We start from the raw sequence: 25,358 nt of genomic DNA, 5'->3' as shown, positions 1-25,358 counted from the left end.
CATGCGTGTCATGGCACAGGTCGCGATGGTCATGAACCTCGACAAGTGCATCGGCTGCCACACCTGCTCGGTCACCTGCAAGCAGGCGTGGACCAACCGGCAGGGCACCGAGTACGTCTGGTTCAACAACGTCGAAACCCTCCCCGGCCAGGGCTACCCGCGCCGCTGGGAGGACCAGGAGAAGTGGAAGGGCGGCTGGGAGCGCACCCGCTCCGGCAAGCTCCGCCTGCGGGCGGGCGGCCGCCTCGCCAAGCTGGGCAAGATCTTCGCGAACCCGGACCTGCCGGCGATCGAGGACTACTACCAGCCCTGGACGTACGAGTACAAGAACCTCACCGAGGCTCCGGCGGGCGACGACATGCCCACCGCGCGGCCCGTCTCCCAGGTCACCGGCGAGCCGATCGACAAGATCGAGTGGGGTCCGAACTGGGACGACAACCTCGGCGGTGCCCCGCAGAACGCGCCGAAGGACCCCATCGTCGAGAAGATCCGCGACGAGGTCGGCGAGAAGATCCGCTTCGAGTTCGAGCAGAGCTTCATGTTCTACCTGCCGCGCGTCTGCGAGCACTGCCTCAACCCCGCGTGCGTCTCCTCCTGCCCCTCGGGCGCGATGTACAAGCGCGAGGAGGACGGCATCGTCCTGGTCGACCAGGACCAGTGCCGCGGCTGGCGCATGTGCGTGTCCGGGTGCCCGTACAAGAAGGTGTACTTCAACCACCAGACCGGCAAGGCCGAGAAGTGCACGTTCTGCTTCCCGCGCATCGAGGTCGGCATGCCGACCGTCTGCTCGGAGACCTGCGTGGGCCGCATGCGCTACATCGGCGTCATGCTCTACGACGCCGACAAGGTGACCGAGGCCGCCGCGGTCGAGGACGAGCACGACCTGTACCCCTCCCAGGTGGAGTGCTTCCTGGACCCGTCCGATCCGGCCGTGATCGCCGCTGCCCGCGCGGCCGGCATCACCGACGAGTGGATCGACGCGGCGCAGCGCTCGCCCGTCTACGACCTGATCGCCACCTACCAGGTCGCCCTCCCGCTCCACCCGGAGTACCGGACCATGCCGATGGTCTGGTACGTGCCCCCGCTCTCCCCCGTCGTCGAGGCGGTCGCCGCCACCGGCAGCGACGGCGAGGACGCCGGGAACCTCTTCGGCGCGATCGACGCGATGCGCATCCCCGTCGAGTACCTGGCCGCGATCCTCACCGCGGGCGACACCGTGCCGGTGGAGGCGGTGCTGCGCCGGATGGCCGCGATGCGCGCCTACATGCGCCGGGTCAACCTGGGCGAGGCGAAGGACGAGTCGATCGCCGAGGCCGTCGGGCTGACCGGGCAGGAGATGGAGGACATGTTCCGCCTGCTGGCCATCGCCAAGATCGAGGACCGGTTCGTGATCCCGACGGCGGCCCGCGCCGACGCCGAGGCGCTCGCCGAGACCCACCCGCTGGACGCCGCCGACCAGGGCTGCCCCGTCGGCGCGCTGCCCGAGCCCCGGGTGATGCTCAACCTCGGCACGACGAGGAGGAGTTCGTGAACAGATACGCGCTGAGCGGTGATGCGCTGCTGCGCCTGGTCGCGGGCTGCGTCCTGCAGTACCCCGGCGACTACTTCCACGACGAACTCCCGCGGCTGCGTGCGGCCCTCGCCGGGGCGCCCGCCGAACCGGCCGCACTGCTCGGCACGTTCCTCGACGAGGCCGAGCGGCAGACCCCGATCGAGCTGTGCTCCCAGTACACCTCGACCTTCGACACCCGCAACCGGCGCTGCCTCTACCTCACCTGGTGGATCGACGGGGACACCCGCCGGCGCGGGCTGTCCCTGGTCCGGCTGAAGCGGATCTACCGGGACTTCGGGCTGGAGTTCGCGGGCGAGGAGCTGCCCGACTTCCTTCCGGTGGCGCTGGAGTTCGCCGCCCGCCAGGAGGAGGCAGGCACCGAGCTGCTCCAGGAGCACCGGGCCGGGCTGGAGCTGCTGCGCCTGGCGCTCACCGAGTCCGGGTCCCCGTACGCCCGGGTGCTGGAGGCCGTCTGCGCGACGCTGCCCGGCCCCTCCCCGGAGACCAAGGCGGAGGCGAAGGCCCTCGCGAAGAACGGGCCGCCGCAGGAGCTGGTGGGCGCCGGCTCGGCGCTCGAACCCTTCGGGCCGGGCCTCGACATGCCCTCCGACCTGCCGCTGTCGGCTCCGACCGACCTTCCCTGGCCCACGACACCCGAAAGGATGCCCGCCTGATGGACCTCCTCCTGTGGGGCGTTTTCCCGTACGTCTCGATCGCCCTGCTGATCGCGGGAACGGTGTGGCGGGGCCGGTTCGACAAGTTCGGCTGGACCACGCACTCCTCGCAGCTGCACGAGTCGCGGCTGCTGCGCATCGGCTCGCCGCTCTTCCACTTCGGCATGCTCTTCGTGGTCCTGGGCCATGTCGTGGGTCTGCTGATCCCGAAGAGCTGGACCGACGCGGTGGGCGTCAGCGACCACGCCTACCACCTGATCGCGCTCGGCACCGGCACCCTCGCGGGCGTCGCGGCCGCCGCGGGCATCGGGATCCTCGTCTACCGGCGCTTCAAGGTCCCGGCCGTGCGCCGGGCGACGCTGCGCAGCGACCACGCGATGTACGCGTGCCTGCTCGGCGCGATGGTCCTCGGGCTGACGGCCACGATGCTCAACTCGGCCGGAATGATGGACGGGTACAACTACCGCGACGGCATCTCGCTCTGGTTCCGCAGCCTGTTCACCTTCAGCCCGGACTACCACCTGATGGCGGCCGCCCCGCTCGCCTTCAAGATCCACATCATCTTCGGCTTCGTCCTGTTCGCGCTGATCCCGTACTCGCGCCTGGTGCACATGTTCTCCGTGCCGCTGAAGTACCTGTTCCGGCCGTACGTGGTCTACCGCAAGCGGGACCCGAAGCAGCTCGCCAACCGCCCGAGCAAGCGCGGCTGGGAGCGGGTCTCGTGACCCGTCGCCCCGGTCCGGCGGCCCCCCGCTCCGCCCCCTCGGTCGTCCGCAGCCCCCGCCACGCGGTCTCCGACCGGCCCTTCATCGTCATCTGGGAGGCCACCCGGGCCTGCCCGCTGGCCTGCCTGCACTGCCGGGCCGAGGCGCAGACCCTGCGCCACCCCGAGGAGCTCGACGGGGTCGACGCCCGCCGGGTGATGGACCAGATCGCCGCCTTCGGCAAGCCCAGCCCGCTCTTCGTGATCACCGGCGGGGACCCCTTCCAGCGCGCCGACCTCACCGACCTCGTCGCGTACGGGACCTCGCTCGGGCTGCGCGTCGCGGTGTCCCCCTCCGGGACGCCGACGCTGACCCGCGAGAACCTCGTAGCGGTGCGGGAAGCGGGGGCCATCGCGCTGTCGCTCTCCCTGGACGGTTCGACGGCCGAGCGGCACGACGCCTTCCGCGGGGTGCCCGGGGTCTACGACTGGACGCTGGAGGGCTGGCGGGCCGCCCGTGAGCTCGGGCTCAAGGTCCAGATCAACACCACGGTCACCCGCGACAGCCTGGAGGACCTGGCCGACATCGCCGCGCTGGTCAAGCGCGAGGGCGCGATGCTGTGGTCGGGCTTCGTGCTGGTCCCGACCGGACGCGGGGAGCAGCTGGACTCGCTGACCGCCGCCGAGATCGAGGACGTCCTGCACTTCCTGTACGACTGCGGGGCGGTGATGGCCACCAAGACCACGGAGGGCCACCACTTCCGGCGGGTCGTCATGCAGCGCACCGTCCTGGACGCACGCGGCGAGAAGCCCGTCCTGGGCCCGCTCCACGAGCGCCTCTCGGCCCGCGCCCGCGAGCTGGGGGTCTTCGGCGGGGAGCAGCGGGCCGTGCGCCGGCCGCCCATGGACGTGTCCTCGGGCCGCGGCTTCGTCTTCATCTCGCACACGGGCGAGGTGCACCCCAGCGGCTTCCTGCCGCTCTCCGCGGGCAACGTGAAGAACCACCCGCTGACCGAGATCTACCGCGGCTCGGCGCTCTTCACCAAGCTCCGCGACCCCGCGCTGCTGCGCGGGAAGTGCGGGGCGTGCGAGTTCAAGACGGTGTGCGGGGGCTCGCGCTCGCGGGCGTACGGCTTCACGCGCGACGTGCTGGAAGCGGACCCGTACTGCGCGTACGAGCCCGGCAGCTTCCCCTACCAGGAGGACCTCCGGATCCTGGCCGAAAGCATGAGGCGCTGACTCACCCCGCCCCCATATGTTTCATATGGGAACATATCGACCACGGCTCCGGCCACGGGAGAACACAATGCGTTCAGTGATCGTCATCGGTGGCGGTATCAGCGGTCTGGCCGCCGCATGGCAGTTGCGCGGCCAGGCCGACGTGACCGTCCTGGAGAGCCACGCCAAGGTCGGCGGGAAGCTCCGGACCGGCACCATCGCCGGCATCACCGTCGACGAGGGCGCCGAATCCCTCATGGCCCTGCGCCCGGAGGCCGTGGAACTGGCCGCCGCCGTCGGACTCGGCGAGGCCCTCTGCGATCCCGCGAAGGCCGCCACCACCATCTGGACCAACGGCGCCCTGCGCCCGCTGCCCGCCGGCCACGTGATGGGCGTCCCCACCGACCCCTCCGCACTGATCGGCACCGGACTGCTCTCCCCCGAGGGCGTCGCACGCGTCGCCGCCGAGGAGACCCTCCCGGCCACCCCGCTCACCGAGGACTGCTCGGTCACCGAGTACCTCGGCGGCCGCTTCGGCCAGGAGGCCGTGGACCGGCTCGTCGAACCCATGCTGGGCGGGGTCTACGCCGGCCTCGCCGAGCGGCTCTCACTGCGCGCGGCCATGCCCCGGATCGCGGCTCTCGCGGAACAGGGCACCCCGCTCCTCCCGGCCCTGCGCCGGATGCGCGCCGCGGGCGCCCCCCGCTCGGCGGCCGTGGCCGTCCAGGGCGTCGTCGGCGGCACCGGCCGCTTCCCGGCCGCCGTCGCCGAAGCCTGCGGGGCCCGCATCCTCACCGGGACGACGGCCCGCTCGCTCCAGCAGAGCCCCGGCGGCCGCTGGCGGGTCCAGGCGATGACCGGGGACGGCGCGCTGACGATGGAGGCCGACGCGGTGATCCTCGCCCTGCCCGCCTTCGCGGCGGCGGAGCTGCTGCGCCCCCACTCCCCGATCGCCGAGGAGGAGCTCTCCTCGATCCCGCACGCGTCGACGGCCGTCATCACCATGGCCTTCTCCCGCGCCCAGGCCCACTTCCTCCCCCAGGGCAACGGCTTCCTGGTCCCGCCGGTCGACGGCCACACCCTCAAGGCCGCCTCCTTCCTCTCCAACAAGTGGTCCTGGCTGCACGACGCGGCCCCCGAGACCTTCGTGCTCCGCGCCTCCATCGGCCGCATCGGCGAGGACCAGCTGCTCAGCCGCCCCGACCGGCACCTGGTCCGCTCGGCCATCGCCGAACTCCACCACGCGGTGGGACCCATGGGAGAGCCCCTGGCCACCCGCGTCACCCGCTGGGACCGGGGCCTGCCCCAGTACGGCGTCGGGCACCGCGAGCGCGTCGCCCGCATCCGCGAGGCCGCCGGCAAGCTCCCGGGCATCGCCCTGTGCGGTGCGGCGTACGAGGGCGTGGGCGTGGCCGCCTGCGTCGCGACCGGGCGCGCGGCGGCGAAGCAGGTCCTGGCGCAGCAGTAGGGCGGAGCCGCTCGGGCGCCGTAGGGCTGGGGGCCGGGTCCCCGTTCGTATCGGGCGGGTATCCGCGGACGCTCGGCTCCTCATCCGTTCGGCCCCCGGGGCCGTGGCCGGCCCGTTCGCGGCGGCCGCGGCCCTATCGTTCTTCACAGGTACCCGTCCGCCGAACAGGAGTCGTCCTCCGTGTCCTCCCCCGCCCCGGCCCCCGCCTCCCCGCGGCCCGTCCGCGTGCTGCTGGTGGAGGACGACGAGCTGATGCGCCGCTCGTTCACCGTCTCCCTGGAACGCTACGGATACACGGTGCGGGCCGCCGCCGACGGGCTCACCGGCCTCGAATCCTTCCGCGACGAGGAGTTCGACCTGCTGATCCTCGACGTGATGCTGCCCGGCCTCGACGGGATCGGCCTGTGCCGCAAGGTCCGGGAGACCAGCCTGGTCCCGGTCCTGATGATGTCGGCGCGCGGAGACGGGCTGGACATCGTGTCGGGTCTGGAGGCCGGGGCGGACGACTACGTCGTCAAGCCCGTGGACACCAACGTGCTCGTGGCCCGCATCCGCTCGCTGCTGCGGCGCGCCACCTACGCCCCCGCACCCGCACCCGCCCCGGCGTCTGGTCAGAACGAGGCCGCCCCGGCCGAAGGGAACGACCCCGCCGAGGGCGAGCTGCTGACCTTCGGGGACCTGACCCTCCACACCGGCGGCCTCGACGTGGCCGTCGGCGGAACCCCGGTGGCACTCACCCCGACCGAGCTGAAACTGCTGCTGGAGTTCGCCGCCCACCCGGGCATCGTGCTCGAACGGCACACCCTGCTGCGCAACGTCTGGGACTACGGCTGGGACGGCGACAGCCGGGTCGTGGACCTGTGCGTGCAGCGGCTGCGCGGCAAGCTCGGCCGGGACCGGATCGAAACGGTCCGCGGTTTCGGCTACAAGCTCAGGCGTTGAGAGCGGTGACCTCCTCCCCCGGCCGGCCCCGCCCGCCCCTGCTGACCCTGCGCTGGAAGATCGCCGCACTGGCCGCCGCCACGGGCTGCCTGGTCGCGCTCGTCGTGGGCCTCCTCGTACACGGATGGACCTCGCACGACATCCGGCACCGGGCCGAACGACAGGCCCTCAGCAGGGTCACCTCGGCCACGGACGTCTACCGGCGTTCCCAGACCCTGACGAGCGACGCCCGGCTCGATCCCGCGGACCTGCCGTACGCCCTGCAGAGCCCGACCGACGACGACCCGCACGTGTCCTACGGCGGGAACGTCCCCGGCAGCACGGACCCCACGGTCTGGGGCGCCCAGCGGGTCGCCGGCCCGGGCAGCCCCGTCCTGGCCGTCCAGATCACCATCAACACCGAGTTCGGCGAGCTGTACCGGCTCGACCGGACCATGGCGGTGGCCTCGCTCATCGCCCTCGCCGCCGCCACCCCGCTGGCCGCCTACGGAGCCGGGGTGCTCGCCCGACGGCTGCGGAGGGTCTCCGAAACGGCCCTGCGGATCTCCGACGGGGACCTGGACGCCCGTACCGGGCCCACCAAGGGCCACGACGAGGTGTCCGGCATCGCCGCCACCGTCGACCTCATGGCCGACACCCTCGCCCGCCGGCTGCGCGACGAGCGCCGCTTCACCGCCGACGTGGCCCACGAACTGCGCACGCCCGTGGGCGGACTGCTGGCCACCGCGGACCTGCTGCCGCCCGGCGAGACGGAGGACCTGATCCGGGCCCGGGTCCGCGATCTGCGCGGGCTCGTCGAGGACCTGCTGGAGGTCTCCCGGCTGGACGCGGGCGCCGAACTCCCGGTCCACGCACGGGTTCCGCTCGGCGCGGTCGTCTCCGAGGCCGTGACGCGCACCGGCCTGCCCACCGAGGTCGACGTCGACCTCGCCGAGCGGGCCGGGAGCGTGGAGACCGACCCTCGCCGCCTCGAACGGATCGTCGGCAACCTCGTCGTCAACGCCCACCGGCACGGGGCGGCCCCGGTCCGGGTCACGGTCACCGGCCGCACGGTCGTCGTACGCGACCACGGCCCCGGCTTCCCCGCCGACCTGCTGACCCACGGCCCGCGCCGCTTCCACACGGGCCGGGCGGAGCGCGGCACGGGCCACGGCCTGGGCCTCACCATCGCCCTGGGCCAGGCCCAAGTCCTGGGCGCCGACCTCCACTTCGAAAACCCCCCGACCGGCGGCGCCCAAGCCACCCTCCACCTCCCGACCTGACCACCACCCCAGCCCACCCACCCCCGGGGCACACCCCGGAAGGGGCTCCCGGTCACAGCCCGGAGGAGGCAGGAGCCCGGGGCGCAGCCCGGAAGGGGGCGCGGGGCACGGCCCGGAAGGGGCCCGGGGCACAGCCCGGAAGGGGGCCGGGGCACAGCCCCGACGGGGCCGGGGCGGAGCCCGGAAGGGGCCCGGGGCGGAGCCCGGAAGGGGCCCGGGGCGGAGCCCCGACGGGGCCGGGGCGGAGCCCGGAAGGGGCCCGGGGCACAGCCCCGACGGGGCCGGGGCGGAGCCTCCGGAGGGGGTCCGGGGCACAGCCTCCGGAGGGGGTCCGGGGCACAGCCCGACGGGGGTCCGGGGCGGAGCCCCGAGAGGGCGCGGGGCACAGCCTCCGGAGGGGGTTCGGGGCACAGCCCGACGGGGGCCCGGGGCACAGCCCCGAGAGGGCCCGGGGCGGAGCCTCCGGAGGGGGTCCGGGGCGGAGCCCCGGGGAACGGGCGAAGGGCGGGTAGGGGACCTCGCCCCGCGCAGCGGCAGCCCGCCCGCGCGCCCGCTACGGGACCGATACACACCGGCGCCGCCTCCGATACGCGGCGGCCCAGACCCCGATACCTCCCCCGGACACCCTTCGGAGTGCAGCTTCCCGCGCCGAAGAGGAGAGTCCCCGTGACCGCCGCCCCCGTCACCCCCCATCCGCACTCCCTGCCCACCGGCATCGCGGCCGCGACCACCGACCTCTCGAAGGTCTACGGCAGCGGCGACACCCGGGTCGTGGCCCTGGACGGCGTCAGCATCTCCTTCCACGAGGGCCGGTTCACCGCGATCATGGGCCCCTCCGGCTGCGGCAAGTCCACGCTGATGCACTGCGCCGCCGGGCTCGACTCCTTCAGCTCCGGCTCCGCCCGCATCGGCACCACCGAGCTCGGCTCCCTGAACGACGAGCAGCTCACCCGGCTGCGCCGCGACCGGATCGGGTTCATCTTCCAGGCGTTCAACCTGATGCCGACGCTGACCGCGCTGGAGAACATCACCCTGCCGCTGACCATCGCCGGCCGTAAGCCCGACCGGCAGTGGCTGGACCACGTGGTCTCCCTGACCGGCCTCTCGCAGCGGCTCGGCCACCGTCCCGCGCAGCTCTCCGGCGGGCAGCAGCAGCGCGTGGCGGTGGCCCGGGCCCTGATCGCCCGCCCCTCGATCATCTTCGGCGACGAGCCCACCGGAAACCTCGACTCCCGCGCCGGCGCCGAGGTCCTCGGCTTCCTGCGCGATTCCGTGCGCGAGCTGGGCCAGACCGTGGTCATGGTCACCCACGACCCCGTCGCCGCCGCCTACGCCGACCGCGTGGTCTTCCTCTCCGACGGCCGGCTGGTCGACGAGATGGTGCAGCCCACCGCGGACCGGGTCCTGGACCGGATGAAGGCCTTCGACGCGCGCTCCCGCACGAGCTGACCCGTACGAGCTTCCGCACGAACCAGCCGCCAGCCGCCAGCCCCCGCCGCCCGCCCGCTCCCCGGGCCAGCCTCCCAGGATCCGCATCCCATGTTCCGTACCGCCCTGCGCAACGTGCTCGCGCACAAGGCCCGCCTGCTGATGACCGTGTTCGCGGTCATGCTCGGGGTCACCTTCGTCACCGGCAGCCTCGTCTACGGCGACAGCCAGAAGCAGGCCGCCGTCGACCGGGCGAGCGCCGGCTTCGACCGCATCTCCCTCAACATCTCGCCCAGCACCGTGCCCGGCGCCCCGCCCGCCACCCTCGACGCCCGCACCGCGGCCTCCCTGGCCGAGGTTCCCGGTGTCGCCGCCGCCGCGGGCCGGGTCGACGGCTTCGCCGCCGTCGCCGACCGCGAGGGCCGGCTGCTGGGCAGCGCCGATTTCCGCAAGGGCGGCAACTTCGCCCCGGGCAAGGACGGAACGGACCCGGCCTACGCCTTCACGGAGGGCTCCGGCCCGGTCGACGGCAAGGCCGTCGCCCTCGACGAGGCCTCCGCCTCCAAGGGCGGCTACCGCATCGGCGACACCGTGCGCGTCGGCACGAGCACCGGCGCCGAGTCCTACCGGCTCAGCGGGATCTTCCGCACCGACGCCTCGAAGCTGTCCCCCGGGGGCAGCCGCGTGCTGTTCGACAACGCCACCGCCCAGCGGCTGTACCTCCAGCCCGGCCGGTACACCGACATCGAGATCACGGCCGCCCCCGGCACCGACGCCGCACAGCTCCGCGCCCGGGTCGAAGCGGTGATCCCCAAGGACTCCACCGCGGTCACCGGCGCCTTCCTCGCCCGGCTCCAGGCGAACCTCGCCTCCGGCCACAGCGACACCATGAGCCAGATCATGGTGGGCTTCGCGGCGGTCGCCCTGTTCGTGGCCACCTTCCTCATCTCCAACACCTTCACCATGCTGGTCTCCCGGCGCACCCGGGAGCTGGCCCTGATGCGGGCCGTCGGCGCCACCCGCAAGCAGGTCCGCCGGATCCTGCTGACCGAGTCCGTGCTCGTCGGCCTGGTCGCCTCGGTGGCCGGCATCCTGGCCGGCACCGGGGTCGCCGCCCTGCTCCAGGCCCTCTTCTCGTCCGCCGACAGCCCGGACGCCCCGCTGACCCTGCTGCCCTCCACGGTGGTCATCGCACTGGTGGTCGGCACCGTCCTGCCCGTGATCGCCGCCTGGGTGCCGGTCCGCCGTGCCATGGCCATCCCGCCCGTGGCCGCGCTCGGCGCCGCCGAACCCGCCGCGCCCGCGCGCACCGGCTCCCTGCGCACCGGGATCGGCGCCGCCCTGCTCCTCACCGGAGCGGCCGCCACCCTGTACGGGGCCCTGGCGGGCGACGGTGACGCCCGGCCGGTCATCGGCCTCGGCGCGGCCCTCACCCTGACGGGCGCGATCGCCCTCATCCCGCTCCTGTCCCGGCCGTTCACCGCCCTGCTCCGGCCGCTGCTGCTCCGCTACAGCCCGGTGCACGGCGACCTCGCCGCCCGCAACACCGTGCGCGACCCGCGGCGTACGGGCGCCACCGCCGCGGCGCTCGCCATCGCCCTCGCGCTCGCCTCGGGCCTGTCGGTCCTCGGCGCCTCCGCCACCCGGTACCTCGAGGGCGCGACCACCCGCGACATCACCGCCGACTACCTGGTGCAGGCCCCCGCGGGCGGGCAGCGGATGACCCCCGCCACCGCCGAACCCCTCAAGAAGCTGACCGGCGCCACCTACAGCCCGCTCAACCAGTCCACCGAGTACCAGATCGGCGGCGTCCGCTCGGTCCTGACCGGCGTCGACCCCGCGGCCATCGGCCGCCTCCTGCGCTACGAGGTGACCGCGGGCTCCCTCGACAGCCTCGGTCAGGGCAAGGTCGCCGTCGCCGACTACAAGGCCCGGCAGAACGGCTGGAAGGTCGGCCAGACCCTCCCCGTGAAGCGGCTGGACCAGCAGGGCGAGCTCACCATCGGCGCGATCTACCACGCGGACGAACAGAGCAAGGTGCTGCCCAGCATCACCGCACCCGACTCGCTGGTCGCCCGCTTCGACCCCGCCCCGCACACCGACTCGATCGTCGTGGCCACCGCGGGCGGACCCGGCCGGGCCCAGCTCGCGAGCGTCGTCAAGGCGCTCGGCGACAACCCGGCCCTGTCCGTCCTCGACAAGGCGGCCATCCGCTCCGAGGACACCAGCGGCATCGGCGACCAGCTCTCCCTCTTCTACGCGATGCTCAGCATGGCCCTGGTGATCGCAGCCCTGGGCATCGCCAACACCCTCGCGATGTCCGTGCTCGAACGCCGCAAGGAGATCGGCACGCTGCGCGCCCTCGGCCTGGACCGCACCGGAGTGACCCGGATGATCCGCATCGAGGCCCTGCTCGTCGGCGCCCTCGGCGCGGCCGTCGGCACGGCCATGGGCATCTTCACGGGCTGGGCCCTCGGCAACACCCTCCAGGAGAGCGTCGCGGGATACGCCCTGGTCATCCCGTGGGGCCGGCTCGCCCTCGGGGTGCTGCTCGCCCTGGCCGGCGCTCTCCTCGCCTCCCTCTGGCCGGCCCGCAGGGCTGCCGGCGTCGACATCCCCGCGGCGACCGCCGCGCAGTGACGGCTCACCCCGTACGCCCCGCCCCCGTAACCCGGACGGGTCAGCTCGGGGGCGGGGCGCGCGGGGCGCGCACAGGATGAAGACATGCCCACACACGCCTTGCGGGTCGCCGCTGCCGCCGCCGCTGCCGCCGCGCTGCTCGCCACCAGTGCCTGTTCCGACGGCGGAGGCAAGGAGAAGAGGGGCAAGGACGGCGCCGCCCAGGGCATCAAGAAACCGAAGTGGGGCGACTGCCAGGCTCCCACCGCCGCCGAGGGCGGCGGGCAGGTCCCCGGCAAGGACTGGCAGTGCGCCGTCCTCGACGTGCCCCTGGACTACGCCGAGCCCGAGGGGGAGACGATCCCGCTGGCCCTGATCCGGGCCAAGGCCCGCGACAAGGACAAGCGGATCGGTTCCCTCGTCTTCAACTTCGGCGGCCCCGGCGGCTCCGGCATCACCACGCTGCCCGGCGCGGCGAAGGAGTACGGGGCCCTGCGCGAGCGGTACGACCTGGTCAGCTTCGACCCGCGCGGGGTGGGCCGCAGCGCGCCCGTGCTGTGCGAGGACGACAAGCAGCTGGACGCGTACTACGCCTCCGACTCCAGCCCCACGACTCCGGAGGAGGAGCAGGCCTTCCTCGCCACCTCCAAGAAGTACAAGGAGGCCTGCGAGGCGAAGTCCGGCAAGGTGCTGCCCCACGTCGGCACCGAGAACGCGGCCCGTGACCTGGACCGGATCCGCCAGGCCCTCGGCGACGAGAAGCTGTACTACTTCGGCATCTCGTACGGCACCGAGCTCGGCGGGGTCTACGCCCACCTCTTCCCCAGGAACGTCGGCCGGGCCGTCTTCGACGCCGTGGTCGACCCGACCAAGAACTCCGAGGAGGGGGCCCTCGGCCAGGCCAAGGGCTTCCAGCTCGCGCTCGACAACTTCGCCCAGGACTGCGTGAACCGCGGCGACTCCTGCCAGCTCCAGGGCAGCACCGTCAAGGAGATCGAGGCGAACATCGTCAAGCTCCAGAAGGAGCTGGCGGTCAAGCCCATCCCCGGCTCCGGCGACCGGCTGCTCACCGAGGACTCCGCGACCAACGGCATCGCCTTCGCCCTGTACTCCAAGGAGGCCTGGCCCCTGCTGGAACAGGGTCTGGACGAGGCCGAGGGCGGCCAGGGGCAGTTGCTGCTCGCCATGTCGGACGCCCTCAACGGCCGCGACCCGAAGGGCACGTACAGCAACATCGGGTCGGCCAACACGGCCATCAGCTGCGCCGATTCCAAGGACCGCTACACGCTCGCGCAGACCAAGGCGAAGCTGCCCGAGTTCCGTGCCGCCTCCCCCGTCTTCGGGGACTTCCTCGGCTGGGCCATGCTGGGCTGCACCGACTGGCCCGTGGCCGGCGCCTGGAACACCCCGGACGTCTCCGCCCCCGGCTCGGCGCCCATCCTGGTGATCGGCAACACCGGTGACCCGGCGACCCCGTACGAGGGCGCCCGCAAGATGGTGGAGCGGCTCGGCCCCGGCGTCGGCGTGGAGCTCACCTTCAAGGGCGAGGGGCACGGCGCCTACAACAGCGGCGACCCCTGCGTGCAGCAGGCCGTGAACTCCTACCTGCTGGACGGCAAGGTCCCCGGCGCGGGCACGGTGTGCACGGCGTCGAAGTCCCCGGCGCCGACCTCGCCCGTCTAGGGCGTCCCGCACCGGGACGCGCCGGAGGGGCCGTACCTCGCGCGCGCGAGGTACGGCCCCTCCGGGTGACTGCCGGTGGGTCTAGTAGACCGGCTTCTCGGGCTCGATCTGGTGGACCCAGCCGATGACGCCGCCGCCGACGTGGACCGCGTCCGCGAAGCCCGCGGACTTCAGGACCGCGAGGACTTCCGCACTGCGGACACCCGTCTTGCAGTGCAAGACGATGCGCTTGTCCTGCGGCAGGTCCTGGAGGGCGGTGCCCATCAGGAACTCGCCCTTGGGGATCAGCTTCGCGCCGGGGATCGAGACGATCTCGTACTCGTTGATCTCACGGACGTCGATGATCTCGATCGGCTCGTCGTTGTCGATCCACTCCTTGAGCTGCTTGGGAGTGATCGTCGAGCCGAGCGCGGCCTCCTGGGCCTCCTCCGACACGACGCCGCAGAAGGCCTCGTAGTCGATGAGCTCGGTGACGGTCGCGTTCGGACCGCAGACCGCGCAGTCGGGGTCCTTGCGGACCTTGACCTGGCGGTACTGCATCTCCAGGGCGTCGTAGATCATCAGACGGCCGACCAGCGGCTCGCCGACGCCGGTGAGGACCTTGATGGCCTCGGTGACCTGGATGGACCCGATGGACGCGCAGAGCACGCCCAGCACGCCGCCCTCGGCGCAGCTCGGGACCATGCCCGGCGGGGGCGGCTCCGGGTAGAGGCAGCGGTAGCACGGGCCGTGCTCGGACCAGAAGACCGAGGCCTGGCCGTCGAAGCGGTAGATCGAGCCCCACACGTACGGCTTGTTCAGCAGCACGCAGGCGTCGTTCACGAGGTAGCGCGTGGCGAAGTTGTCCGTGCCGTCGACGATGAGGTCGTACTGGCTGAAGATCTCCATCACGTTGTCGGCTTCGAGCCGCTCTTCGTGCAGGACCACGTTCACGTACGGGTTGATGCCCAGCACGCTGTCGCGGGCCGACTCGGCCTTGGAACGGCCGATGTCCGCCTGGCTGTGGATGATCTGGCGCTGCAGGTTCGACTCGTCGACCTCGTCGAACTCCACGATGCCCAGCGTGCCCACGCCGGCCGCGGCCAGGTACATGAGGGCGGGCGAGCCGAGGCCGCCCGCGCCCACGGCCAGCACCTTGGCGTTCTTCAGGCGCTTCTGGCCGTCCATCCCCACATCGGGGATGATCAGGTGGCGGGAGTACCGACGGACCTCGTCAACGGTGAGCTCAGCAGCTGGCTCTACCAGGGGTGGCAGCGACACGGGGACTCCGTAGATGGTTAAGTCTTAACGGTGGTTCTTCCCGTAACACTGCCACGCCCTCCTTCATTCCGAGACACCCGGTCCGATCCGCGAGACGATTTCGTCCCAGTACCCGGGCATCGAGGCCCACGGGTCCAGGGGAGCGGCCCCGCGCCGGTCGGTGAACCAGATGGTTCCGGCACCCTGCCAGCGGGCGATCCGGAGCGCTTCCTCCAGGTGTGTGCGCGGTACGCCGTGCACGAGGTGGCAGAAGGTCTCGGGCGGATGGTCCGCCGTCCACTCCGCCACCTGCGACCACCGGTAGTCGGCCCAGGACCCGGCGAAGGTGACCAGCTGGTCTGCGGTTTCCGTGTACCCCTCGTAGGGGTGGGTGCCGTGTCCGAGGACGATCCGCAGGCCCTCGCCGAGCCCCCGCAGGGTGTCCGTGACCCGGCGCACGGCAGCCAGTTCGGCCTTTCCGGCCGGGGCGTCCGCGAGGTAGAAGCCGTCGACTCCGTACCAGTCCCGGAAGCGGTGGGCATCGGAGACGAGCTCCCCGAAGGACCGCTCCCCGTCCCGCATGGCGAGATGCCCGAGGATCGCGCCGCCCGACCTGCGGAGCTTGGCCGCCGCGTCCGTGCAGTGCGGGTCGGGCCGGCCGCCCGGCCCGTCCGTGACGTTCAGGACGGCCCAGTGCAGCGGCGTCCCGGGCCGGGTCAGCTCGGCCCACTCCACCGGAGCCATCAGCGGGTGCGCGTACCCGGGGACCCCCAATCCCAGCCGGCCCGCCTCGGTGGCGGCCTGGCCGGCCGTCGGCGGGGTGGTCAGATGCGGCACGCCGCCTCCATCCAGATGTCCGCGAGGGACTCCTCCAGGTTGATCCGCGGCCGCCAGCCGAGCCGGTCGCGGGCGGTACGGACGTCCGCCTGCTGCCAGGCTCCGCAGCCGTCCGGGTAGGGGTACGGCGGCTGGGCGGTCACGGCGGCGAGCTGTTCGGCCGTGGCCTCGGAGCGCGGGGAGCCGATGGCGGCGAGCCCGGCGGGCCGGCCGGGGTGCCCGTGCGCCTGCGGGTGCTGTCCGTGCTGCGGTACGTCGATCTCGTGCAGCGAGCCTCCGTATCCGGCGACCCGCGCCAGCACGGCGGCCGCGTCGCGCAGCCGGACGGCCCGGCCCGTGCCGATGTTGACGACGCCCTGGGCCGCGGACAGCGAGGCGGCGTGCACCGCCCGCGCCACGTCCCGGACGTCGACGAAGTCGCGCTGGACGCCGAGCCCGCTGAGCTTGAGCTCGCCGTCCCCGGACTGCATCGCGCGCCGCATGGCTTCGGCGAGCCGGCCGAGGGGGGATCCGGCGGGGGTGCCGGGGCCTACGGGCGAGAAGACCCGCAGGACCACGGCGTCCAGGCCGGAGCCGAGGACGAGTTCGGTGGCGGCCAGTTTGCTGACTCCGTAGGGCCCTCCCGGTCTCGGGACGGCGTCCTCGGCCGTGGAGGACCCGGGCTGGCTGGGCCCGTACTCGGCGGCGCAGCCGAGCTGGACGAGCCGGGCGCCGCACCCGCTGCGGCGCAGCGATTCGCAGATCGTGGCCACGGCGACCGTGTTGTGCCGGGTGAGCTCGCGGGCACCGCCGCGGGTGGCTCCCGCGCAGTTGATGACGACGCCCGGGTGGACGGCGTCGAGGAACCGGGTGAGCGCGCCGGGGCTGCCGGTGGCGAGGTCGAAGCGGACGTCGGCGTCGTCGCCGCGGCCGAGCGCGGTGAGCTGGACCGCGGGGTCGGCGAGCAGCCGGTCCGCGACGTAGCGCCCGAGGTATCCGTTGGCTCCGATCAGCAGCACCCTCATCGCGCGTCCCCTTGGTTGGTTGGCTGGCCGGTCATGTCTCTGTTTCTCCTTGCTGGATGGGTGGATCGGGTCAGGGGGTACGGCGCTTCGGTGTCTGCTTCCGAAGGTTCAGGGGCGCTGTGCGTGCGCGGAGGCCCGCGACAGCGCGAGGACGGCGGGTACGAGGACCCCCGCTGCGGCGGCGAACGGCGCCGCCGGGACGGGGAGCAGGGCGAGTACGAGGGCCAGCGCCGCCGCGAGGGCTCCGCGGGGGGCTCCGTGGCCGAGCAGCAGCCGGGTCAGCAGGAGCAGCACCGCGAGCGGTACGGCCACCGCCGGGGTGGTCCCGGCCAGTGCGGCCGCCCCCGCGGCGGCCGCGGCGTACAGCGCGAGCGTCCCGAGGAGCAGCGGTCTCACCCCGTCGGCGAAGTCCTCCAGGGCCCGGCTTCCGGCGAGCCTGCGCCGGGCGCGGGCCGCGAAGACGGCGCCGGCCAGGTGTCCGGGGGCGACGGCCACGGCCAGGGCGGTCCCGAGCGGGGTCCCGTACCGGTGGACGGCCCAGCCGAGGGCGGCGGCGGCCAGCAGGTACACGGCGGCGGTGAACCGGCCCCCGGTGGCCCGGCCGGGCCGTCCGAGCGCGGCGACGGTGACGAGCACCGCCAGGGCTCCGGCCCAGGGCACTGCGGCGGCGGCCGCTCCGAGGGCGAGCGTTCCGGGCAGCAGCGCGTAGCCGAAGCCCCGTACGGCCTTGGCGTGGACGGGGATCCCGGCCTGCGGGGCGGGCGGGGCCCCGTCGCGGGGGGTCCGGGCGTAGAGCTCCTCCGCGAGGGAGAAGACGTCCCGGTGGCGGAAGCGTGCGGCGGTGCGGTCGGTGATGCCGTGCGCCTCCAGCCCGGCGGCGATCTCCAGCGGGTCCACGGCGTGTGCGCAGAGCTCGCGGTGGCGGTGGAGCAGCGCCTTGACGGGGTCCCCGGCGGAGCGGGCCCGGCGGGGCGGGGGCGGCGGGTCCAGGGGAGGGACGGCTTCGTCCAGGGGCACGGTCATGGGGAGGCCTCCGGACTCGGGGCGCGTTCGGTGCGCGCGGCGGGGACCATGAGCCCCGGATGGGTGTCGGCGTCGTCCCCGCGGGTCGGGGGTCCGGCCGGGTCGTCGGCGGGCGGGGCGGCGGGTTCGGGGTGCGGGGCGGCGGGTTCGGGGTGCGGGGCGGCGGGTTCGGGGTGCGGGACGGCCCAGGTGGGGGTGGCCCAGTGGCCCGGGACGCGGGCCTCGGGCGGCTGCTCGAAGGGCACCCCGGCGCCGTCGGGGCGGGCCGGGCCGCGGGCCAGCAGCCTCAGGTAGGACTCCTGGAAGGCGGCGACGTTCTGCTCGACGGTGAAGAGTTCGAGGGCCCGGGCCCGGGCGGCCGACCCGAGCCGCTGGGCCCGCTCGGGGTCCTGCAGCAGCGTGGTGCAGGCTTCGGCGAGCGCGCGCGGATTGCGCGGCGGCACGACGAGTCCGGTGCCGCCGATCACCTCGACGACGGCGCCGACGTCGGTGGACACGGTGGCCCGGCCGCAGAACATCGCCTCGGCCAGGGTGATGGGGAAGCCCTCGATGACGGAGGAGAGGACCACCACCCGTCCGGAGCCGTACGCGTGGGCCGGGGACGGCACGTCGGGTCCGCCGATCTCCTCGAAGGTGACCGGGTTCTCGCCGACCGCGTGGGCGTCCGCGGCCTCGTCGGGGAAGAGCTGCGCGGCGAGCGAGCGGCAGTCGGCCAGGTAGCCGTGCCCGACCGCGTGGTTCCCCGCCCCGGCGGGGCCGCCGGGGCCCGCGGTGGCGACGCCGGTGCCGGTCCCGACGGCGGTCGCGAAGATCCGCAGCCGGGCGCGCGGTTCGGCCCGGCGCACCTCGGCGAAGGCGTGCAGCAGGGCGATCAGGTCCTTGGCGGGGTCCACCCGGCCGACCCAGACCAGCGTGTGCGGGTCCCCGCACTCCGGGTCCTCGCCCACGGCGGCGAATCGGTCCGCCTCCATCCCGGGGTAGATCGTGCGCAGTCGCTCGCGGGAGGCCCCGCAGCGTTCCTGCCAGCGCCGGGCGTGGGCGTTGCCGGGGGTGAGCAGGTCGGCCTGGGAGTAGATCTCGCCGGCCAGCCGGGTGTGGAAGGCCGCGAGGAGGGCCCGTACGGCCGGCCGCTCCTCGCGCGCGGAGTGTTCGAGGTAGTGGGCCCGGAGCTGGACCCCGTACTCGGTGACCAGGAGCGGCACTCCGAAGAAGCGTTTGGCCAGGAGCCCGGGGAGGGCCGCCACCCCGCCCGCGGCAGCGTGGCAGACGTCGACCTCGCGCAGGTCCTCGTACCAGTCGAGGGACAACGGCCGCAGCATCCGCTCCAGTTCGTCCACGAACTCCAGCAGGTCGGCGACCTGGGCCCGCTGTACGGCCCTGCTCGCCTCGGGGGCGCGACAGGCGGACTCCACCGCCCGTACGGCCGTCTCCGAGCGCAGTGCCTCGTACAGCCCGCCCTGTTCCCAGGCGAGTGCGGCCAGCCCGTACAGCCCGTCCGCGAACCGGGCGGGGTCGGCTCCGCAGATCCCGCGGACCAGTTCCGTGAAGGCGGCGGCGAAGCGGCGGCGTTCGCGGCGGCGGTAGCTGCGCCCGTCGTCGGCCGGCGCCCACAGCGGGGCGGTGCACACCCGGGTGACGTGGGAGGGCAGCGGCACCCGGCCGTGCTCCTCCTGTTCGGCGCTGCGGCTCAGGGCGTAGAGCTCGAACTCGTGCTGGGGAAGCCCGCGCACGAGCCGGTCGCACCACAGCCTCGCTTCCCCCGTCGCATACGGATAACCACCTTCCGTGAGCAGTCCGATCCGCACGAGTGGCACCCCCGATCTCCCGTTTCAGGCGGTCTCCGTCGGTCCGGGGACCCGCCGGATACGAACTCAAGCGGATATGCCGAAGGCGCGACGGACGGTTGTCCGTCGCGCCACCGGAAGGGGTGAAGAGTCGTAACTTTCCCGTACGGTTCGCGTTCGAGCACGCTAAGAACTACGAGGAGACCGCGAGGACTTCGTCCGAACGGTGCGCACGGCGCCGGCCGAGCCGGCCGGCGGCGGCCAGGGCCGGGTCGGGGGACGGGACGGCGGCCAGCAGCTCCCGGGTGTAGGCGTGGGACGGCCGGTCGTAGACCTCGTCGACGGGCCCTTCCTCCACGATCACCCCGCCCCGCATGACCGCGACCCGGTCGCTGACCTGACGCACCACGGCGAGGTCGTGCGCGATGAACACCAGGGCGATCCCGAGCTCCCGCTGGAGCTCGGCCAGCAGGGTGGTGACCTGCGCCTGAGTGGTCACGTCGAGGGCCGAGACGGGCTCGTCGCAGACGATCAGCCGGGGCCGGGGCGCGAGGGCCCGGGCGATGCCGACGCGCTGGCGCTGGCCTCCGCTGAACTCGTGCGGGTACCGGTCGTAGTGCGCCTCCTCCAGCCCGACCCGGACGAGCAGTTCGCCGACCCGGTCCCGGATCGCCCGCCCGTCCCTCCCGCCCGCCGCGCGGAGCGGGTCCGCGATCGACTCGCCGATGGAACGGCGCGGGTTGAGCGAGGACACCGGGTCCTGGAACACCATCTGCACCCCGGGGACCACCCCGGCGCTCACCGCTCCGTCCCGCCGGACCTGCCCGGAGGTGGGCTCCAGCAGCCCGACGAGCATCCGCCCGAGGGTGCTCTTGCCGCTGCCGCTCTCCCCGACGATCCCCAGCGTCTCCCCGCTCCGCACGAAGACCGACACCCCGCCCACGGCCTCCACCCGCCGCTTCCCCCGCCCGAACTCCTTCCGCAGCGAAAACGCCTCGACGACGGGCGCGTCCGGCCCCTCCGAATCGGGGCCCGCCGGCGCGTGGGGCGCGGGTACGGGCAGCGCCCGTGAAGCCCCCGGCCGGGGCGGCGCCCCCACCGCGTCGAGCCTCGGTACGGCCGCCAGCAGGGCGACGGTGTACGGATCGGCCGGCGCCGACAGCACCGACCCCACCGGGCCCCGCTCGACGACCATCCCGTCCCGCATGACCAGCACCGCGTCCACGCTCGAAGCCGCCACGCCCACGTCGTGCGTGACCAGCAGCAGACCGAGCCCCCGCTCCTCGCGCAGCCCGTGCAGCAGGTCGAGGATCTGCGCCTGGACGGTGACGTCCAGCGCCGTGGTCGGCTCGTCCGCGATGAGCAGCCGCGGTTCGCACGCCAACGCCATGGCGATCAGGGCCCGTTGGCGCATCCCCCCGCTGAACTCGTGCGGCCGCGCCCGGGAGCGGCGCGCCGCGTCGGGTATGCCCACCCGGTCCAGCACCTCCACCGCCCGGGCCCGCGCCGCACGCCGCGTCACGGAGGCGTGCACCCGGTACACCTCGGCGATCTGGTCGCCGATGGCGTAGTACGGGTCCAGGGAGCTCAGCGGGTCCTGGAAGACCATCGCGGCGACGGCCCCGCGCAGCTCTCGGAGCTCCCCCGGGGAGGCCGTGCCCACGTCGGTGCCGCCGACCCGGACGGTGCCGCCGACCCGCGCACCGGTCCCGCGGTGCAGCCCCAACAGGGCTGCCGCGACGGTGGACTTGCCGCTTCCGGACTCCCCCACGATGCCCAGGGCGCGGCCGGGTTCCAAGGTGAAGGACACCCCGTCCACGGCCCGTACGCACTCCCCCGGCCGGCCGGCCGGGAAGTCGACGGTGAGGCCGGTGACGTCCACCAGCGAAGCGTTCGTCATGCCAGAACCACCCTTCGGTCCGCGACGGCGTACAGCACGTCCGCGACGACTCCCGCGATCACGACGGCCGCGCCGATGGCGAGGACGACGCCCACCACCACGGGCAGGTCCACCACCCGTACGCCGTCGATGAGGGTCTTGCCGAGCCCGGGGATCCCGAACAGCGACTCGGTCAGCACGGCGCCGCCGATCATCGTGCCGAAGTCCACGGCGCTGAGTGCGATCACCGGGGCCACCGCGCCCCGCACGGCGTGCCGGGTCACGACGGCCCGCTCCCCCACCCCGTAGGCGCGGAAGGTGCGGATGTGGTCCTCGGCGAGCGTCTCCAGGATGGAACTGCGGCTCAGCCGGGCGTACTTGGCGCTCTCGAAGAAGCCGAGGGTGACCCAGGGCAGCAGCATGTTCCACGCCCACTGCTCGGGGTCGTCGCCGAGCGGTACGTACGTCGGGAAGGGGAGCCACTGGAGGTAGGCGCAGACGGCCATGAGCAGCAGCAGTCCGAGGATGAAGACGGGGGTGCCGGTGGCGGCCAGGGTGACCACGGTCAGTGCCCGCTCGGTGAACCCGCCCCGGCGCAGTGCGGACAGCAGTCCGGTGCCGACCCCGATCACGAGCCAGATCACGAGCGCGCCCAGCGCCAGCGACAGGGTGGCGGGGAGCCGCTCCAGCAGCAGCGCGGTGACCTGCTGGTCGTTCTGGTACGAGAATCCGAGGCAGGGCGCGTCGCAGTGCAGGACGAGCCCGGCTCCGCCGGAGGAGTCCCGGCCCACCAGCAGGCCCTGGAGGAAGTGCAGGTACTGCGCGACCGCCGACTCGTTCAGTCCGAGCTGTTCGCGCACCTGGGCGATCTGTGCCGGGTTGCAGCGTTCCCCGCAGGCGAGGCGGGCGGGGTCGCCGGGGACCAGGTAGAAGAGGGCGTAGATCACGACGGACAGGGTGAGCAGCACGAGCAGTGCGCCGCCGGTCCGTTTGAGCACGAAGCGGGTCACGCCGTGCGCTCCTTTCTGGTGCCGATCCGCAGCCGCGAGTCCTCGCGCGGGTCGAGGGCCGTGCGGACGGCGTCGCCGAGCACGGTGAAGGCGAGCACGGTGACGAAGAGCAGCCCGGCGGGGAGCAGGACGTAGGCGGGGTCGGCGCGGAACCAGGTCTGGGCGCTGGACAGCATCTGCCCCCACGAGGGGGTGGGCGGCTTCACGCCGACCCCGAGGAAGGACAGCGAGGCCTCGACCACCATGGCGGTCGGCACCTTGATCGCGGCGAGGGTGATGACGGGCGCGGCCAGCGAGGGCAGCAGTTCCCGGCGGGCGATCCGCAGGGTGCCGTTGCCCGAGAGCCGGGCGGCGTCCACGAAGTCCAGCTCCTTGAGGGAGAGGGTCTGGGCGCGCACCATCCGGGCGAGGCCGCCCCAGTCGAGCAGTCCGATGACCAGGATCAGCAGCAGCGGCCGCGGGAACCCGGACGGGACGACGGCGGTGAGGGCGATGGCGACCACCAGCATGGGCAGGGCGATCATCACGTCGGTGACCCGGCTGACGACCTGGCCGGCGAACCGGCCGCCGAGCGCGGCGGCGAGTCCGACGACGACTCCGACGAGGACCTGGACGAGGGTGGCGCCGAGCGCGACGAGCAGGGAGATCCGGGCTCCGTAGAGCAGCCGGGTGAACAGGTCGCGGCCGGTGCCCGGTTCGACGCCGAGCCAGTGCTCGCCGGAGATCCCGCCGAAGGAGCCGAGCGGGACGCCGCCGCGCGCGGAGTCGACGAGTTCGTCGTGATAGGCGTTGGGGTCCTGGCCGGTGAGGTGGGCGAACAGCGGGGCGGCGAGGGCGAGGAGGACGAGGAGCGCCAGGACGGCGGCCGCCGCCACGGCCGAGGGCCGTGCACGCAGCCGCCGCAGGAGCTGCCGCCCGGCACCCGGCCCCGGGGCGGTGACCCCGGGGCCGGACGTCGACTGCTGTGCGAGGAGCGTCACTTGACCGCGACCTGCGAGACGTCGAGGACTCCGGTCCAGTCGCTGATGACGACGTTCTTGACGTCCTTGCCGACGAGCCGCTTGTAGACGGGGTGGAAGAGCGGTACGTCGAGCGCCTGCTCGCCGATCTTCTTGTCGAGGGCGCCCCAGCGCTTGCCGGCCGCCGCGAGGTCGGTCAGCTTGGCGATCTCGTCGATCTCGGTGTTGACCGCCGGGTCGTTCAGCTGGGCGTGGTTGTAGTTGCTGCCGTTGGTGACGATCTGCCGCCCGTCGTAGATCGGGGCGAGGAAGGGGGCGCCGGACGGCCAGTCGGCGCCCCAGCGGGAGAGGAAGAAGCCGGGGGTGTTCTTGACGTCCCAGCGCTTCTCGTTGAAGGCGTTGTTCTCCAGCCCCTCCAGCTTGACGGTGATCCCGGCGGCGGCGAGGCCCTGCTGCACGGCGGTGGCGACTTCGGGGCTGGTCTGCCGGTTCTGGGCGTTGGAGTGGGTGAGGGTGATGGTCAGCCCGTCCTTGTAGCCCGCCTCGGCCAGCAGTTCCTTGGCCTTGGCCGGGTCTCCGGTCTTGCCGGCCGGGAAGTGGTCGTACTTCGTGAAGCCGAAGGCCTCCTGCTCGGGCAGGAAGGTGGTGGCGGGTTCGGCGAGGGCGGAGCCGCCGGCGGCGTTGATGACGCTGGTGCGGTTGATCGCGTAGGAGATGGCCTGGCGGACCTTCGGGTTGTCGAAGGGGGCGATCTTGGGGTTGAAGGCGAGGTAGTTGACGTAGCCGAAGTGGCCGGTGCCGATCCGGCCCTCCAGCTCCTTGTCCGCCCCGATCTGCGCCAGTTCGGCCGGGCCGAGGTTGGTGTCGGTGGTGACGGCGGCCGCGTCGGCGCCGGAGCTGGTGGACAGGCGCTGGTTGATGACCGCCGCGTCGAGCCCGGAGCGGACGTCGATCGTGTCCGGGTAGGCCTTGCGCTCCTCGTCGGTCTTCTCGTCCCAGTGCGCGTTGCGCTCCAGGGTGAGGTGCTCGCCGTCGTTCTCGTTCTTGACGACCTTGTACGGGCCGGAGGAGACCGGGTGCTCCTCGTACTTGACCCCGGTGTCCTTGGCCTTGGGCACGGGCGCGAACTGCGTCTGTGTGGCGAGGAAGGGGAACTCCCCTTCGGGCTTGCGGAGTTTGAAGACGATCGTCTTCGCGTCGGGTACGACGATCGAGTCGAGCCCCTTGCCACCGTCCTTGTACGGACCCTCGTACGACTCCCCGCCGACCAGCCAGTCGCGCAGGTACGGGGCTCCGCCCGACAGCTCGGCGGCGAAGGACCGCTCGATGCCGTACTTGATGTCGGCGGTGGTGATCGGCGAGCCGTCCTCGTACTTCAGCCCGTCCTTGAGCGTGTACGTCCACTCGGTGGCGTCGGCGTTGGGCTTGCCGAGGTCGGTGGCCAGGTCGGGCACCACCTTGGCGCCGGCCGGGCCGGCCTCGCGGTTGCGGGTGGTGAGCGTGCGGAACACGAGCGAGGGGACGTTGCCGCCGCCGGAGGTGTACAGGCGGGCCGGGTCGAAGTCGCTCTGCGGCTCGTTGTTGAGGACGGTCAGGGTGCCGCCCTTCTGCGGGGCGGCCCCGGCGGCGCCGGCCTTGTCGCCGGCGGAGGCCTTGTCCGTGCCGTCCGTGGGCCCGCAGGCGGCGGCGCCCCCGGCCAGAACGACGCTGACGGCGACCGCGGCCACGCGGCGCGATATGAGGGACTGACGGGCCATGGGAAAGAGGACCTCTCGGCGTGAAGGGAGATGCGGAAAAGGCCACGCGAGGGGCAGCGGTGTGTGCTCCGGGGGGTCCGGGCGGTCGGCGGCGTGCCGACGGCGGGACGGAAGAACGGAGGAAGCCGCACCTGCGGGCTGGAAGCCCCGGGCGCGGCGGAACGACGGAAAGGAAGGGAAGTCGCGCGCGCTCAGGGAGGCGTCAGCGACAGAAGATGTCGGCCACGCTGTGCGCGGTCACACCAAGCAGCGCCAGCTCAATGGCGGCGCTCGCGGTGGCGGTGTGCAGGTGCGACATGCGGAGAACAATGACCGAC

The 25,358-nt window shown here is 73.2% G+C and carries 20 protein-coding genes; 10 read left to right on the top strand and 10 right to left on the bottom strand.

From position 1 onward, the window contains the following. Position 1 precedes the first annotated feature (1 nt). From narH to ACZ60J_RS23955, 10 genes are all read left to right on the top strand, one after another. Positions 2-1,531, top strand: a complete 1,530-nt coding sequence (gene narH, locus ACZ60J_RS24000) for a nitrate reductase subunit beta (RefSeq protein ID WP_469684760.1) — start codon at positions 2-4, stop codon at positions 1,529-1,531. Continuing rightward, positions 1,528-2,226, top strand: a complete 699-nt coding sequence (narJ, locus tag ACZ60J_RS23995; RefSeq protein WP_469684758.1) for a nitrate reductase molybdenum cofactor assembly chaperone — start codon at positions 1,528-1,530, stop codon at positions 2,224-2,226. Before narH ends, narJ begins: the two co-directional genes overlap by 4 nt. After that, complete coding sequence (gene narI / locus ACZ60J_RS23990) at positions 2,226-2,951, top strand: respiratory nitrate reductase subunit gamma (RefSeq protein WP_469684756.1); 726 nt, start codon at positions 2,226-2,228, stop codon at positions 2,949-2,951. Before narJ ends, narI begins: the two co-directional genes overlap by 1 nt. Beyond that, positions 2,948-4,168: a TIGR04053 family radical SAM/SPASM domain-containing protein gene (locus ACZ60J_RS23985; protein ID WP_469684755.1), complete on the top strand. Its 1,221-nt coding sequence runs from the start codon at positions 2,948-2,950 to the stop codon at positions 4,166-4,168. The genes narI and ACZ60J_RS23985 overlap by 4 nt, the downstream gene beginning before the upstream one ends. A gap of 67 nt (positions 4,169-4,235) precedes the next feature. Beyond that, entirely contained in the window at positions 4,236-5,615 is a 1,380-nt protein-coding gene (gene hemG, locus ACZ60J_RS23980) for a protoporphyrinogen oxidase (RefSeq protein WP_469684753.1), read from the top strand. 252 nt (positions 5,616-5,867) lie between these two features. Continuing rightward, the gene (locus ACZ60J_RS23975; RefSeq protein ID WP_469684898.1) at positions 5,868-6,557 is read left to right on the top strand and encodes a response regulator transcription factor; all 690 of its coding nucleotides are present in this window, start codon (positions 5,868-5,870) and stop codon (positions 6,555-6,557) included. Between the two features lie 5 nt (positions 6,558-6,562). Further along, the gene (locus ACZ60J_RS23970) at positions 6,563-7,819 is read left to right on the top strand and encodes a sensor histidine kinase (protein WP_469684896.1); all 1,257 of its coding nucleotides are present in this window, start codon (positions 6,563-6,565) and stop codon (positions 7,817-7,819) included. 702 nt (positions 7,820-8,521) lie between these two features. Continuing rightward, positions 8,522-9,268 carry an ABC transporter ATP-binding protein gene (locus ACZ60J_RS23965; RefSeq protein ID WP_469684894.1) on the top strand — a complete coding sequence of 249 codons (747 nt, stop codon included), beginning with the start codon at positions 8,522-8,524 and terminating at the stop codon, positions 9,266-9,268. 90 nt (positions 9,269-9,358) lie between these two features. Then, a complete protein-coding gene (locus ACZ60J_RS23960; RefSeq protein ID WP_469684751.1) occupies positions 9,359-11,887 on the top strand; it encodes an ABC transporter permease in 2,529 nt (842 codons plus the stop codon). An 84-nt stretch (positions 11,888-11,971) separates the two neighbouring features. Beyond that, positions 11,972-13,549 carry an alpha/beta hydrolase gene (locus ACZ60J_RS23955; RefSeq protein ID WP_469684749.1) on the top strand — a complete coding sequence of 526 codons (1,578 nt, stop codon included), beginning with the start codon at positions 11,972-11,974 and terminating at the stop codon, positions 13,547-13,549. 81 nt (positions 13,550-13,630) lie between these two features. Here ACZ60J_RS23955 and moeZ read toward each other — a convergent pair whose 3' ends face one another. The 10 genes from moeZ to ACZ60J_RS23905 all read right to left on the bottom strand — a co-directional run bounded on the left by moeZ (position 13,631) and on the right by ACZ60J_RS23905 (position 25,339). Continuing rightward, positions 13,631-14,809, bottom strand: a complete 1,179-nt coding sequence (gene moeZ, locus ACZ60J_RS23950) for an adenylyltransferase/sulfurtransferase MoeZ (RefSeq protein ID WP_254384022.1) — start codon at positions 14,807-14,809, stop codon at positions 13,631-13,633. Between the two features lie 63 nt (positions 14,810-14,872). Continuing rightward, positions 14,873-15,625, bottom strand: coding sequence for a spherulation-specific family 4 protein (locus tag ACZ60J_RS23945; protein ID WP_469684747.1), 753 nt, complete (start codon positions 15,623-15,625; stop codon positions 14,873-14,875). Then, positions 15,613-16,629, bottom strand: coding sequence for an NAD-dependent epimerase/dehydratase (locus ACZ60J_RS23940; protein WP_469684746.1), 1,017 nt, complete (start codon positions 16,627-16,629; stop codon positions 15,613-15,615). The genes ACZ60J_RS23945 and ACZ60J_RS23940 overlap by 13 nt, the downstream gene beginning before the upstream one ends. A gap of 108 nt (positions 16,630-16,737) precedes the next feature. Beyond that, positions 16,738-17,652: a hypothetical protein gene (locus tag ACZ60J_RS23935; RefSeq protein ID WP_469684744.1), complete on the bottom strand. Its 915-nt coding sequence runs from the start codon at positions 17,650-17,652 to the stop codon at positions 16,738-16,740. Next, entirely contained in the window at positions 17,649-19,457 is a 1,809-nt protein-coding gene (locus ACZ60J_RS23930; RefSeq protein WP_469684892.1) for a DUF3492 domain-containing protein, read from the bottom strand. The genes ACZ60J_RS23935 and ACZ60J_RS23930 overlap by 4 nt, the downstream gene beginning before the upstream one ends. Before the next feature lie 172 nt (positions 19,458-19,629). After that, a complete protein-coding gene (locus ACZ60J_RS23925) occupies positions 19,630-21,336 on the bottom strand; it encodes a dipeptide ABC transporter ATP-binding protein (RefSeq protein WP_469684742.1) in 1,707 nt (568 codons plus the stop codon). Continuing rightward, the gene (locus tag ACZ60J_RS23920) at positions 21,333-22,325 is read right to left on the bottom strand and encodes an ABC transporter permease (protein ID WP_469684740.1); all 993 of its coding nucleotides are present in this window, start codon (positions 22,323-22,325) and stop codon (positions 21,333-21,335) included. Before ACZ60J_RS23920 ends, ACZ60J_RS23925 begins: the two co-directional genes overlap by 4 nt. Next, on the bottom strand, positions 22,322-23,305 hold the full coding sequence (locus tag ACZ60J_RS23915) for an ABC transporter permease (RefSeq protein WP_469684738.1): 984 nt from the start codon (positions 23,303-23,305) through the stop codon (positions 22,322-22,324). The genes ACZ60J_RS23920 and ACZ60J_RS23915 overlap by 4 nt, the downstream gene beginning before the upstream one ends. Beyond that, a complete protein-coding gene (locus ACZ60J_RS23910) occupies positions 23,302-25,041 on the bottom strand; it encodes an ABC transporter substrate-binding protein (protein ID WP_469684736.1) in 1,740 nt (579 codons plus the stop codon). Before ACZ60J_RS23910 ends, ACZ60J_RS23915 begins: the two co-directional genes overlap by 4 nt. A 202-nt stretch (positions 25,042-25,243) precedes the next feature. Next, positions 25,244-25,339: an Ms4533A family Cys-rich leader peptide gene (locus ACZ60J_RS23905; RefSeq protein WP_469684734.1), complete on the bottom strand. Its 96-nt coding sequence runs from the start codon at positions 25,337-25,339 to the stop codon at positions 25,244-25,246. Positions 25,340-25,358: the final 19 nt, after the last annotated feature.

This window comes from Streptomyces sp. NPDC104226 (assembly GCF_055584085.1).
This window is presented reverse-complemented; position numbering and strand designations above follow the sequence as displayed.